Genomic DNA, 12177 nt, shown 5'->3' with positions numbered 1-12177 from the left:
CCGGTGCCGTTGATCTGGTAGCAGCCGAGGTCGACGCCGGGGGGTGTCACTTCCGACGCGCCGTAGACGGGGTCGATGGGGACGGTGACGAAGGGGGCGACGGAGGTGTTGCCTTTGCCGATGAGGGGGATTTGGGTTGGAGGTGGAAGTCGTAGTTGCCTATCGCGGTGATAGAGAACAGGGGCAGGCCTCCGGGTACGGGCAGGGGGTAGTTGACGAACATCGGGTTGGCGTATTGTACTACCGGCGTGCCGTCGTAGGCGTTGGCCGGCGGGTTGGGGTAGTAGAAGTTAGCAGGGAGGTAGAGGGACGGGTTGGGGATGTCGGTGGGCTGTGGTTTGGTACAGACGCCGCCGAAGGTGAAGAACTGGTTGGCGATGACGAGGGAGTCGGCCCACTGGTAGTTGTTGCCGTAGGTGAGGTTGGCGGTGTCGGCGACGGGGTTGTTGACGACGCGGTAGCCGACGCGGCAGTTGATGAAGGCGTTGTTGTAGAAAGCGCCTCTTGCGCCCTGTTCGAAGTTGATGCCGCCGGCGCGTGCGCCCGCGACGATCTGGACGCCGCCGTTGACGAAGGTGCTGTTGTACATGACGATATTGGTCTGGGGGGCGCCTACACCTCGCCTTTGTTGGAGGCTTTCTGGCCGTTGTAGGCTGTTCCGATAAAGAAGTTGTAGCCCATGGTGCCGGTGGTGCCGCCTTTACAGTTGAGGATGTCTCCGCCGGAGCCGCCGCATTTTTCGAAGGTGTTGCGGAAGAGGTGGATCCTGCCGTTGGAGATGCGGACGGCGTCGTCGGTGCCGCCGTACAGCCAGCAGTCTTCCATGACGAATATGCCGTTGGGGTTTTGGAAGAGGATGTCGAAGGAGGTGCCTGCTGTCTCTTCGACTGCGGGACCGTCCACGTTGCCGTAGGAGGCGCCGGCGAAGTCGATATGGGTCCATTTCAGGACGAGCATCGGGCAGGAGGTATCGCACATGATGCCTCTCCAGAGCCCGATATGGGCGGAGTCTTTGGAAAGGGGAAGGCCGGGAGTGTTGTTCTTTGTCACGCCCTGTACGGTGAAGGTATTGGGCTGTGCTTTGGTGCCGAGGCTGATGAGGGTGCCGTGAACGACGATGCCGGCGCTGTTGGTGGCGTAGATGGTTACGCCTTGCTGGACGATGAGCGTGTCTCCTTTGGGGATGTTGATGTCGCAGCCGAGGGTGTAGGTCTTGCCGGCGAGCATGGTGCCCTTGATGGAGCCGCAGAGCGGGGTGGTGGAGCTTGATGCTGTCCGGCGGCGGCGCTGCTACGTACTGGTGGATATTTATCTTGTCGTCCGACCATTTTTTACAGCCTGCTGCGGTGAGGAGGATGAGAATGGGAACGATGAATCTTTTATTTAGGCGCATATTCTTTTTTTCTGTTTTTGCTAATTAGAATTTATACCTGAAGCCTGCCAGGAAGTTGAGCTGGTAGGTGTCCCTTTGAACGACCGTGTAGTTGCTGCCGGCGTCCTGGAAGGGGATCGAGTAGCCGTTGAAGTTGCCGTTGACGACGCTGTACGGGATCTTTATGTATTGTTTGGGTTTCGAGTTGGTGAGGTTGTTGATCTTGGCGTAGAAGGCCAGTCTGCGGACGATGCGTTTTTCGAGCGAGAGGTCCAGCTGCTGGATGGGTTTCTGCCAGATATCGAGGTTATAGTACTGTGATACCTGCACCACGCGGTTGCCGATGTAGGAGAGGGCGAGCTGGACGTCGAGGCCGAAGACGGGGTCTTTGTAGAGCAGCGAGAGGTTGCCGATGTGGTCGGCCTGGCCCTGGAGGGGACGGCTCTGGCTGGTGGAGACGGTCTGGTTGCCTGTGCCCGCGGTGTATTCATACACCAGTTTGGGCGTCGTGATCCGCGAGTGTGTATAGGTATAGTTGGCGGAGAAGCCGAATTTTCCGAAGTATTTGGTGATGACAGCTTCGGCGCCGAAGTTGGTCGCTTTGTTGGCGTTCTGGGGTTTTACATAGAGCGCGCTGGGGCTGGCGTCGCGAACAACGAAGTATTCGATGGGGTTCTGCAGCTGTTTGTAGAACGCGCCGATGAGGATCTGGTCGGCAATGTGCGGGAACAGCTCGTAGCGAAGGTCGATATTGTCGGCGCGAACGTGTTTGAGGTAGGGGTTGCCGAGTTCGGTGAACTGTTCGCCGGTGGAGAGGGAGAAGGGTACTACCTCGCCGAAGCCGGGGCGGCTGACGGATTTGAAATAGGAGAGCCGGAGGTTCTGGTTGTGTCTGATCAGGTATTTGAGGTGTACGCTGGGCAGGACGTCGGTGTAGTGGATGCTGCCGAAGGCGCCGGTGAAGGTCTCGGGCATTACGGTGGTGTAGTCCTGCTGGGTGTTCTCGACGCGTACGCCGCCCAGTACCTGGAGGGCGCCGGCAAGCATGAATTTGGCCTGGATATATCCTGCCGCGATCTTTTCGTGGGCGGTATAGGAATTGGCGTTGACGGCGGTGATATTGCCCGTGGCGTAGTCGGCCGGGGTGAAGTATCGGGGCGTTGCGCCGATGGTGTGGAAGGCTCCGGTGGTATCGGACTGTGGGTCGTATTTGTTGTAGTAGTTGTCGCGGGTCTTGTAGCGATAGAGGCCGCCGGTCTCGAATTCTACGTCCTGACCGAAGAGGTGGGGAGTGTAGGTGAGGTTGGCGTAGCCGGCGAGGTCCTGGTCTTTGTTGTGCTGCCAGATGGCGGTCATGAGTCCTTTATCCTGTTTGACCGTGGAGTCGATCCCGGTAATTTTTCCGCCGGATTTTTTTACGGTGGCGTCGAAATTATACCAGCTCTGGTCGGGGGTCTCTTTTTTGGCGATGGAGTAGACGCCGTTCCAGTCGAATTTGACCTTGTTGCTCGAGCTGGTGCTCGCCGTGGAGGGTAGCGTTGTAGATGTTCTGGATCGTCCATGTACTGCGGTTCTCGATCTGCAGCTGTGCCTGGCTTGCGGAGGAGTTGAGGCCGACGGTGGTGTCGGGGGTATAGCGCATTTCGTTGTCGACCTGGTGGAGGAAGAGATTGAACAGGGAGATCCTGTTGTTGGCGTTGAAGACGTAGTCGATCTTGTTCTGGATGCCGAGTCTGCTGGTCTGGGTGCTGTATTGGCGGACGTAGGCGTCGGAGAAGGACGGCGTGTTGGCGGCGGGCTGTGTATAGGGCTGGGCGTCGGGTACGAGGCGTTCCCAGGTAGAGCCCTTGTACATGTTCTGGTAGCTGGCGGAGAGGATCACGCCTAATTTCTTTTGCGCGAAGCGGTCGCCGATGGTGAAGCCGAGCTGGCTGTTGATCGGGTGGGAGGAGCTATAGTTGAACTGGCTTGTGGGAAGGTCGGTGTAGGGGTTGGCGGCGTAGCTGTTGCCGTGGATCTCGGCGGGGGACTGTTTGGGAATCCCGCTGTGTGAGAAGGAGGTAAAGGGCTGGTTGGCGAAGATGGTGTTGTAGCCGCCGGCTGCGTTGGCTGTGAAGACGAAGCGGTCCGGTGCATTTTTCATCACGAGGTTCATGGTTCCGCCGATGGCGTCGCCTTCCATATTGGGGGTGAGGGCCTTGATGACTTCGAGGCGCTCGACCATGTCGGAGGGGAAGATGTCCATGGGGACGAAGCGGAATTTGTCGTCGGGGCTTGGGATCTTGATGCCGTTGACGAGGGTGTTGTTGTAGCGCTGTTCCATGCCGCGGATGATGGCGTAGCGGCCTTCGCCGGTGTTGTCGCGCTGGATGACGACGCCGCTGACGCGCTGGAGGGCGTTGGCGACGGTGATGTCGGGAGATATTTCGATGGCGCGGGCTCCGAGGATATTTTGTACCATGTCGGCTCGCTGTTCGAGGCGGCGTGACCCGCGGTCGCCGCCAGCGAGGGAGGATACCTGCACTTCCTGCATGAAGGTGGCTTTGGAGATGAGTGCGATCCCGACTATTCTGGTGTCATTTTTTCCGGAGACTTCGACAGTCTGCGGTGCGGAGGGTGCGTAGCCGATGGTAGAGGCTACGATCTCGTATTTGCCGGGGGACGTGGCGGAAGATGAAGCTGCCGTCGAGTTGTACGACGGAGACGAAATGGGTGTGGGCGAGCATGACGTTTGCGCCGACCAGTGGTTCTGACGTGGCGGGGTCGTATACTTTGCCCTTTATGGTTTGGGATGATGCCGAAGTGTAAAGAAAGATCAGCAAGAAGGAAAGAAAGACGTTCCTGTAAAGGGGCTGTCGTTGTCTCATTCGCATAAAAGCTTTGATTTAATTTTTGCAAAGTTTTAAGGAATGCGACCGAATAATTTGCTATTCGGTAGTTAGTTAGCAATTAAGTAATTGTAGGATAATAATTATATCACGATTCCCCCAAAATCTCTTTAGAATTGGTGGGTGGGTGGCCGGACCGGGTGGGTGGGTTGATCGCTGCGCGGGGGCCGGCAACCAACTGCAATGATCTTGCGTATCCTTGAATAGACACAATATTTCCCATTATCAAACTGTGAACTTTATGTACAAAGGAGCTATTCTTTTGCCGGTATTCCTATTGTCCGGACTCTCGTTGCTATTGACAACTGCCTGCCGGAAGACGGGGCCACTAGCGAATCCAACGTCGGCTGCTGATACGACCGGCGTATTTTCCGCCTCTATTGCGGGGACGGCCTGGACGGCCGACTCGGTGTCGGCCGTGCTTGTGCAGGGCGACCATGACTGGGAGAAGGTGCTTACGATCACGGGTTTTTCAAAAGACAAATTTATTACGGTGAGTCTGCTGGATACGAGTTCTGTGAGGGCTGCGGACAGCAGTATCGACGTGGGACAGTATCTGGTAGGCGGATGGCGTACCGCGGCGGGTTTTGCGTATGCTGCGGACAAGCTGGCTTTCCGTGGGGATTCGGTGTGGCAGCATGTGGGGACGGCTTATAGCGGGCAGGCGACGGTGAGTGCTGATGATTCTGTCGGGAGGAAGGTGACGGGGACTTTTAATTTTACGGCGCGTGTGCTTACCATTGATTCCACGAGTCTGAAGGTAGATTCGCTGGTTGTGAGTAATGGAGTGTTTAATAATATTCCTTATGTGTTCAGACGACACAGGTGACGCAGGGTTGTGAAGCCGGAGTTAGGGGAGGGCGGCGCGGCCGATGTTGAGATAGGGTTTGGCGATGAATATGGCCTCCTCGGCTTTTTGCCAGGAGGGAGAGGGTAAGAAGGAAGATGCTGATGAATAGTTGCATTGCTGCTTATTTAGTGTTGATTGCCGGTGCCGTCGAACTGATAGGCGCCGAGGTCGCGTCCGGGGGGCGTGATCTCGGTGGCTCCGCGGATGGGGTCGACGGGTACGTCGGTGCGTGGTGCGAAGCCGGTGTAGCCTTTGCCGATACAGGGTGACTCTGTCTTCAGCCGGAAGTTATAGGCGCCGACGGTAGAGATGTCTGCGAGTTTCAGGCCTGCGGGCATGGGTATAGGGCCGCTGATGAACTGGGGGTTGTTGGTACCGGGGACGGCAGAGGGAGCAGTGTAGGTATCGCCCGGTTTCCAGCCTGCGGGCAGGAACGAGGAGGGATTAGGTATGTCGGTGGGCATTGCCTGCGTGATGCAGACGCTGACGGCCATCGAGGGGTAGATGTTGTTGGCGACGGAGGGTGAGTCTGCGTAGGTCCAGTTGTAGCCGTAGCGGAGGTTGGCGGTGTCGGCGATGGGGTTCTGGACGACGCGGAGGCCGAATTTGCAGTTAACGATGATGTTGTTGTAGGCCATGCCGCCTGCGCCTTCCTCGAAGTTGATGGAGCCGCCGCGTCCTGCTGCCGCTCTTCTGTAGCCGCAGTTGAGGATGGTGTTATTGTACATGCGGACGTTGGAGCCGGGTACGCCCACTGCCGCGCCGGAGTTGGACAGTTTGGGGCCGTTGGTGGCCATGCCGATGCAGACGTTGTAGGCGAAGTTGCCGATGGTGCCGGCTTTGGCGTTCATAGCTTCTCCGCCGGTGTAGCCGCATTTTTCGAAAGTATTGCGGAACACGGCGATCTTTCCGCCGAGGACGCGGAAGGGGTCGTCGGTGCTACCATATATCCATGAATCTTCGAGGACGAAGATGCCGCCGGGATTCTGGAAGAAGATGGGATAGGGGCTTTTGTTGATCTGGGCGAGCGGGCTGGAGGAGGGGATGGCAGCGCCGCCGAATTCTATGTGCGTCCATTTTACGATCAGCATGGGTGAGTTGACGCCGCCCATGATGCCGATCCATTTTCCGGAGAAGGCAGGGTCGGCGTTGGGGTCTGCGCCGTAGGTATCGGTCTTTGTGATACCAGGGAAGGTAAAGCGGTTCGGGTGGTCTTTTGTACCGATGCAGATGAGGCTGCCTTTCACCGCGATACCGAATTTACCGGTGATGTTGACGGTGACGCCGTCTTGTACGATCAGGGTGTCGCCTTCGTTGATGATGACGTCGCCGCCGATGGTATAGGTTTTGCCTGCGAGCATGGTTCCCTTGATGGTGCCCGAGAGGGGAGCGGCGTCGCTGACGGGTGAGGCGGGAACGATGACGGCCTTCCAGATGTCTCTGTTCTCCGTCTTTTTGCAGGAGCTGATGAAGGCTACTGCGATGATGCTGATGGTGAGGAAGAAATATTTTTTCATGGTAGTTGTTGTTAGAGTTTGTAGCGGAAACCGAATAAGAATGATGACCTGACGAAGTCCTTTTGAACGATGAGTTTGTGGGCCGGGTCGCTCTGAATGGAGAGGGCTCTTGCGCCGCTGCCCGTCAGGTAGGTGTTATACGGGACGTGGAGGCTGCTGGTCGTCGGGGTGTTGGTCAGGTTGGTCAGTTTGCCGTAGAAGCTGAATCCTTTGAAGATGCGTTTCTCGAAGGAGGCGTCCAGTCCGGCGTAGGGCTGCTGCCAGTAGTGGAGGCCGGCGTATGGGCTTACCAGGGAGATGCGTTCGCCGGTGTAGGTGAAGGCGATCTGCGCGTCGAGGCCGTATTTTGCACTTTTGTATAGCAGGGACAGGTTGCCAAAATGGTTGGACTGGCCCTGGAGGGGGCGGGTTTCCGGAATGTATTTGGAGAACTGTCTGCCCTGGTCGTCGCGGTAGGTATAGAGCATGCTGTCGTTGGTGACTCGCGAGTGGGTATAGGTGTAGTTGGCCGATATGCCGAAGGTTCCGAAGAATTTGGTGAATACCAGTTCTGCTCCGTAGTTGGTTGCGTTGCCGATGTTCTTCGGTGTCGGCTGCTGGGCGGTGACGCCGGACTTGTAGGCGGTAAGTTCGATGGGGTCCTGGATATGTTTGTAGAATACGCCGAGGAGGATTTGGTCGGCCTTACCGGGCAGGAATTCGTAGCGAAGGTCGAGGTTGTCGGATATGGAGTGTTTCAGGTCGGGGTTACCCACCTGTTTGAAGGTCTCGAAGTTGTCGGGGCCTTCGTGTATCAGCTCGGCGAACTGGGGTCGGGCGATGGCGCGGTAGTAGGAGAGTCGGAAGGACTGGCGGGCTGTCAGGTCATATTTGGCCTGGCCGCTGGGCAGCCAGTCGTTGTACCAGATCTTTCCGGAGCGGCCGTAGTTGTCGGGGGTGAGCTCGGTATTGAATTTTTGTTCGGTGTGTTCGATACGAAGACCGCCGAGGAGTTCGAGTTTTTCGAGCACCTTCCATTTGCCCTCGACGTAGCCGGCGGAGATGTCTTCCGTAAAAGTATAGTTGAGGCCGTTGAGGGAGGGCTGGTCGTTGCCGCTCTTGAAGGTGAATTGCGCGGCGTTGATATTGCTAAATAGTTCCGTTGTAGCACCTGTCGGGAGCTGGGGTCCGAGGGAATAAGCATTGTAGAAGTTGTCGCGTTTTTTGTCCCTGAACATGCCGCCGGCTTTGACCTCCAGTGGGCGACGGATGAGCCGGGTCAGTTTGGTAACGTTGAGATAGCCTGCCCAGTCTTTGTCGGTGTTGTGTTCCCAGTTGCGGGTCATGTCGCGGAGGATGTCGGGGGTTCCGCGGGTGACGGTCTTGGTGGCGGGGTCGACCAGGACGGGGTATTCGTGTGTGAAGATGGCCTGGTCGGGAATATGGTTGGAAGCGACGGAATATGCGCCGGTCCAATCGATGGTCCAGTCTTGTCCCAACTGGTGGAGGCCCTGGAGGCTGGTGCTGTTGATGGACTGGTATTGCCAGGTGGTGCGATAGGACTCGTCGACCAGTGAGTTGAGGGCTATCGTGTCATAGGACTGGCGGGTCTGGAACATATTGAGCCGGACATAGGTATTGGTCAGGGCGATCTTGTTGTTGTTGCCGAAGTGGTAGTCGAGTTTGCCGGTGAGGCCGAGGCGTTGGTTGTCGGTAGAATACCGGCGGTAGTAGAGGTCGACGAACTGTGGCTGGTTATTTAGTCCGGGCTGGGCGTTGGGCAGCAGGAAGGTCGATTGGGTCCCGCTGAAAATGTTCTGGTAGCTGCCGGAAAAGAGTACGCCCGGCTGCTTGTTCTTCCCGAAGCGGTTGCCGGCGGTGAGGCCGAAGGCGGTGTTGATGGGCGTGCTTTTTTCGAATAGTTGAGGGAGTTGACCTGGAAGTCGGCGGGGACTGCGTGGTAGTCGCTGCCGTGGATCTCGGCGGGCGAGGACTTGCTGATGCTGCCGCTATTGAAATTGAGGTAGTCCTGTTTGTCGAAGATATTGTTGTATCCACCGGAGGCGTTGACCTGGAGCAGCTTGGTGGAGGGTGCGTCCTTCATGACGAGGTTGATCGTTCCGCCGATGGCGTCGCCTTCCATGGAGGGGGTGAGGCTTTTGCTGACCTCGAGTCTTTCGAGGATCTCGGAGGAGAAAGGGTCGAGGGGGACGAAGCGGTTCTTGTCGTCGGGGCTGGGGATCTTGATGCCGTTGACGAGGGTGTTGATGTATCGCTTTTCCATCCCGCGGATGATGGGGTAGCGGCCTTCACCGGAGTTGTTGCGTTCGATGGTGACGCCGCCGATGCGCTGCAGGACGTTGGCGACGGTGATGTCGGGTGAGAGCTGCATTGCTCTGGCAGAAACGATATTGACCAGCCGGTTGGAGTGTTTTTCGAGGCTGCGGGTGTTGTGGTCGGTTTCGCCGCCGCCGGAGATGGTGACTGCGGAGAGTTCGACGATCGAGGGTTCCATGACGATACGGAGCGGCTGTTGTGTTTTCTCGAGGCTGATGTGTTCAGCGTGTTTTTTGTAGTTGGCGAAGGTTATTTCCATGTCGTAGTCGCCGGCCGGGAGGTTTTGAAGGTGAAGTAGCCGTCGAGCTGGACGTATTGCCGGAGGTTGCTGGGTCTGATGAGGACGGTGGCGCCGCTCATGGGTTCGCCTGTTTTGGCGTCGAGGACGACGCCGCGCAGGGTCTGGGCCTGACTGATGAATGAGAATAGAGTGAAGAGAAGGCTTAGTGAAAGCCTTGCCTGGTTAGCTTTGGAGAGCATAGGTAGTTAAGTTGAGGTGGCAAAAGTTGGGAAAAAAATGACGGGATTGTGCGGTCGGGGAGTATTTAGCGATTTGGTAAACATTCGCTAATTTTTATTTAACGTGGTTTACAGAATCGCTCCAGGATTGGTTCAGAATGCGGGTGTATATAGATTGGGGGCCTGAAAAAGCCGACCTGGGGGGCGGCTTGATGCAATTCTGTAGAGAACCGGTATGCAGTGTAAAGTTTTTGTATATCCAGATTTACCTCAGTATTTGTTCGCATCTTAGCCGACTAAAATAAAAACCATGAAGTTTGTATTACCGGGGTTGATAGCGTTGATCGTGGCCTCGCAGCCTGTTAGTGCGCAGCAGTATGTTTTGGACAAGAAGATAGCGGTGCCGGGTGACGGCGGGTATGATTATATGGCGATCGACGAGGCGAACAATCATCTTTTTATATCGCATGGTACGGCATTCAATGTGGTGGATCTGGCGACGGAGAAGCTGGTTGCCGTCATCGATGGGATGAAGGGCGTGCATGGGATCGCGATCGTCAACGAGGTGAACAAGGGTTTTATCAGCGATGGCAAAGGAGATGCGGTTGTTGTGGTGGACCCGGGTACGCTGAAGGTCGTCAAGACGATCAAGCTGCCGGCTTCGGATGAGGATGCTATTGTGTATGATCCTGCTTCGAAGAAAGTTTTTGTATTCAATGGCGACAGCAAGAGCAGCTGTGTGATCGATATTCATTCGCTGGAGCTGGTGAAGACGATCGATCTGGGTGGCGGGCCCGAGTTTGCTGTCTCTGACGGGAAAGGGTTGTTGTATAATAATATCGAGGACCTCAATGTTTTGAAGGTGATCGACACCCGCGGGCTTTCTGTGATGTCTACCTGGCCGCTGGCGCCCTGCGGGCAGCCGACGGGGATCGCTTATGATGCGGCGAACCAGCGGCTATTTACGGTATGCCGGGCGAATAAGGGGATGAGCGTGGTGGATGCGTCGAGTGGAAAGGTAATTGCGACGGTACCTATCGGAGCGGGAGTAGACGCGGTGATCTATGACGCGGCTGATAAATTGATCTTTGCGTCCAACGGGGATGCGACGGCTACGGTGATCCGGCAGGAGTCGGCGGACAAGTATACGGTGGTGCAGACTATCGCCACGGCGCCGCGTGCGAAGACGATGGCTTTTGACAAGAAGACGAAGAAAATCTATTTCAGTGCGCCGGAGTTTATGCCGGGGACGAGGACGGCAGTGCCGGGGACGTTCACGGTGTATGTTTATAAGCAGCAGTAGTTGTTACGTTCTATAGTCAATAGCGGAAAAAGGGGTCAGTTCGTCTGACCCTTTTGTATTGGTGTTGTGGGGTGGTTTACCGGAGGGTTGTTTTGCCTGAGATGACGGGTGTAGATGTCATCAAAGGGAGGTAGTTGCCGGGGGGAAGCTGGAATGTCCATTTTGGCGAGCCTGTGCCGGTATCGAATGCGAAGAAGTTGCGGGCGCCGCCGCCTCCGCAGTAGACGGTGGAGCCGCTGATGGCGGGCGAGGCGCCGTTGGCATAGATCAGGTATTTCCAGGCGGGTTTGTGGGTCGCCAGGTCTACGGCATAGAGATAGTTGTCGTCGCAGGTGATATAGAGTTTGTCTGCTCCGACGGCGGGGTTGGAGCCGATGCCGAGGCTGTCGAGCGCCTGCCATTTCAGGAGGCCTGTGGACGCGTCGACGGCGTAGAGGCTTCCGGCTATTTTAAAGTTCGATATGTTGTACCATCCTCCGATGTAGACTATTCCGTTGGACACGGTGGCGCTGGATTGTTCGAGGGAGACGCCGCCGTCGAAGTATTTCCATTTTAGAGTTCCTGTTGCGGCGTCAAGGGCAAAGATATAGCCATCCCGGTTGCCGATGTAGAGGGTTCCGTTGTCGAAGGCGGGGCTGGAGGCGTTGAACAGGTTGCCGGTATAGTATTTCCATCTTTGTGTTCCCGAGGCGGCGTCGAGCGCGTAAATGTTGGTGTCGTCGCTGCCGAAATAGACGATGCCGTTGGACACGAGGGGTTTGGTACTGATGTTGTGGCCGGTATTGAACTGCCATTTGAGCTGGCCGGTGGCGGCGTCGACGGCGTAAAAATGGTAATTGTCGTTGCCGAAATAGACGATCCCGTTGGCTATGATTGGCGGAGACTCGATGGTGAAGTCGGTGGGGAAGGTCCATTTTATTGCGCCTGTTTTTGCGTCGATAGCGTACATATTGTAGTCGATATTTCCGGCGTAGATGGTTCCGTTGACCAGTGTCGGATCGGAATAGGAGAAATCGCCCGCGGAATCCTTCCATATCAATTTGCCGAGTACTGCGTCGACCGCATAAAAATGGTGGTCCGAGTTGCCGAAGTATACGACTCCGCGCGTGGAGACGGAGACGGTGTAAGTCTTTTGCTACCGTCCCCGGCCATGACCGTGAAGGTGACGGGGGAGGAGAAGTTCAGTCTGGTGTTGCTGAGGGGTGAAATGGTCTTCCCTTTGTATGTGATCACCGGAATCAGGCTGGTGGTATCGGTAAAGGGCGGCAGGCTGACGAAGATGGAGTCGCCGGAGAGCGTGATGACGACATCGCCCACTTTGAATGCCGTGCTGTCGGATCTCAAGAGGCTTAGGGAGTCGATGGACTTCAGGCTGTCGAGGTGGATGACGGGGGGTGGGGTTCCGGGATCTTTTTTACAGGACAGGTAGGTAAGGGAGGATAGGATGCATAGGGATAGGAGGAAATGGCGGG

12 protein-coding genes and 1 pseudogene are annotated in these 12177 nt (G+C 56.5%); 3 read left to right on the top strand and 10 right to left on the bottom strand.

Translation table 11 applies throughout. The annotated features are described in order from the left end of the window. Positions 1-46 precede the first annotated feature (46 nt). The 5 genes from ACQ86N_RS30965 to ACQ86N_RS30945 form a co-directional block, all read right to left on the bottom strand. Entirely contained in the window at positions 47-589 is a 543-nt protein-coding gene (locus ACQ86N_RS30965) for a hypothetical protein (RefSeq protein ID WP_431210405.1), read from the bottom strand. 23 nt (positions 590-612) lie between these two features. Continuing rightward, a complete protein-coding gene (locus ACQ86N_RS30960; RefSeq protein WP_431210404.1) occupies positions 613-1227 on the bottom strand; it encodes a hypothetical protein in 615 nt (204 codons plus the stop codon). Between the two features lie 190 nt (positions 1228-1417). After that, a complete protein-coding gene (locus ACQ86N_RS30955) occupies positions 1418-2842 on the bottom strand; it encodes a TonB-dependent receptor domain-containing protein (protein WP_431217671.1) in 1425 nt (474 codons plus the stop codon). Next, entirely contained in the window at positions 2805-3905 is a 1101-nt protein-coding gene (locus ACQ86N_RS30950) for a TonB-dependent receptor plug domain-containing protein (protein ID WP_431210403.1), read from the bottom strand. The genes ACQ86N_RS30955 and ACQ86N_RS30950 overlap by 38 nt, the downstream gene beginning before the upstream one ends. Before the next feature lie 43 nt (positions 3906-3948). Then, positions 3949-4239 carry a hypothetical protein gene (locus ACQ86N_RS30945; protein WP_431210402.1) on the bottom strand — a complete coding sequence of 97 codons (291 nt, stop codon included), beginning with the start codon at positions 4237-4239 and terminating at the stop codon, positions 3949-3951. A gap of 262 nt (positions 4240-4501) precedes the next feature. Between ACQ86N_RS30945 and ACQ86N_RS30940 the strand changes: the two genes are divergently transcribed. Beyond that, positions 4502-5089, top strand: a complete 588-nt coding sequence (locus ACQ86N_RS30940; RefSeq protein ID WP_431210401.1) for a DUF6252 family protein — start codon at positions 4502-4504, stop codon at positions 5087-5089. A gap of 146 nt (positions 5090-5235) precedes the next feature. Here ACQ86N_RS30940 and ACQ86N_RS30935 read toward each other — a convergent pair whose 3' ends face one another. From ACQ86N_RS30935 to ACQ86N_RS30920, 4 genes are all read right to left on the bottom strand, one after another. Continuing rightward, complete coding sequence (locus ACQ86N_RS30935; protein WP_431210400.1) at positions 5236-6627, bottom strand: hypothetical protein; 1392 nt, start codon at positions 6625-6627, stop codon at positions 5236-5238. A gap of 11 nt (positions 6628-6638) precedes the next feature. Beyond that, complete coding sequence (locus tag ACQ86N_RS30930) at positions 6639-8225, bottom strand: TonB-dependent receptor domain-containing protein (RefSeq protein ID WP_431210399.1); 1587 nt, start codon at positions 8223-8225, stop codon at positions 6639-6641. A gap of 140 nt (positions 8226-8365) precedes the next feature. After that, on the bottom strand, positions 8366-9202 hold the full coding sequence (locus tag ACQ86N_RS30925; RefSeq protein ID WP_431210398.1) for a TonB-dependent receptor plug domain-containing protein: 837 nt from the start codon (positions 9200-9202) through the stop codon (positions 8366-8368). Continuing rightward, on the bottom strand, positions 9193-9423 hold the full coding sequence (locus ACQ86N_RS30920) for a hypothetical protein (RefSeq protein WP_431210397.1): 231 nt from the start codon (positions 9421-9423) through the stop codon (positions 9193-9195). The genes ACQ86N_RS30925 and ACQ86N_RS30920 overlap by 10 nt, the downstream gene beginning before the upstream one ends. Positions 9424-9712: 289 nt before the next feature. Between ACQ86N_RS30920 and ACQ86N_RS30915 the strand changes: the two genes are divergently transcribed. Next, entirely contained in the window at positions 9713-10705 is a 993-nt protein-coding gene (locus ACQ86N_RS30915) for a YncE family protein (RefSeq protein WP_431210396.1), read from the top strand. 76 nt (positions 10706-10781) lie between these two features. Here ACQ86N_RS30915 and ACQ86N_RS30910 read toward each other — a convergent pair. Further along, positions 10782-11759 (bottom strand): annotated as a pseudogene (locus ACQ86N_RS30910) (PQQ-binding-like beta-propeller repeat protein); the annotation flags it as partial. Positions 11760-11774: 15 nt separating this feature from the next. On the opposite strand from ACQ86N_RS30910, the gene ACQ86N_RS30905 reads away from it, so the two are divergent. Then, positions 11775-12134, top strand: a complete 360-nt coding sequence (locus ACQ86N_RS30905) for a hypothetical protein (protein ID WP_431210395.1) — start codon at positions 11775-11777, stop codon at positions 12132-12134. Positions 12135-12177 lie beyond the last annotated feature (43 nt).

The sequence above is a fragment of the Puia sp. P3 genome (assembly GCF_050632245.1).
GTDB lineage: Bacteria > Bacteroidota > Bacteroidia > Chitinophagales > Chitinophagaceae > Puia.
The sequence above is the reverse complement of the archived record's forward strand: the minus strand, read 5'-3'. Positions and strand labels throughout refer to the sequence as shown.